Source organism: Vibrio sp. 1727 (genome assembly GCF_033344415.1).
GTDB lineage: Bacteria > Pseudomonadota > Gammaproteobacteria > Enterobacterales > Vibrionaceae > Vibrio > Vibrio alginolyticus.
The window spans coordinates 1-601 of sequence record NZ_JAWPOT010000442.1 but is presented as its reverse complement, the minus strand read 5'-3'; the positions used below and the strand labels follow the sequence as shown (position 1 = coordinate 601).

General features: G+C 44.9%; 1 protein-coding gene. It reads right to left on the bottom strand.

Going from position 1 to position 601, the window contains the following annotated elements; translation table 11 throughout:
• Window positions 1–601 (bottom strand): CpaF family protein (locus R8O10_RS26245; protein ID WP_318192099.1); only part of this gene is annotated, 601 nt, incomplete at both ends.

The window sequence follows — 601 nt, the reverse complement described above, 5'->3', positions numbered from 1 at the left end:
ACCAGTACCTTCGACGCTTGCTTGGCGCGTTTCCAAACGCACAATGTGCGGCTGCTGCAACTGAAGTTCGGCAGCATCTTCAATGGTGACAATACGTTCACCACTGCCGATAAAGCCTGACAAAGCGTTCAGTAGTGTTGTCTTACCAGAACCAGTACCACCTGAAATAAGAATGTTGCACTTGCAGTGGCTCGCAATGGAAAGTAGCTTCGCCATTTCAACGGACAGCGCGCCAAACTGAACCAAGTTTTCCAACTTGATTTTTTGCTCTTTAAACTTACGAATTGAGATTGAAGTACCATCAATCGCAAGAGGTGGTATTACGATGTTTACACGACTACCATCTTCTAAACGCGCATCACAGAGCGGTTTCGATTCATCAATTCGACGCCCTACATTGGATGCAATGCGTTTGGCGATAGTATTGAGCTGCTTTTCATTGACGAACTGGATTGGCGACTTCTCTACCTTGCCGTTGATTTCGATGAAAATATCTGACGGACCATTGATCATAATGTCCGAGATATCATCGTTATCAACCAACGCTTGAAGCGGTCCTAAACCTTTAAGTTCATCCAGTAGTGCTTTGACGAGATCTAAA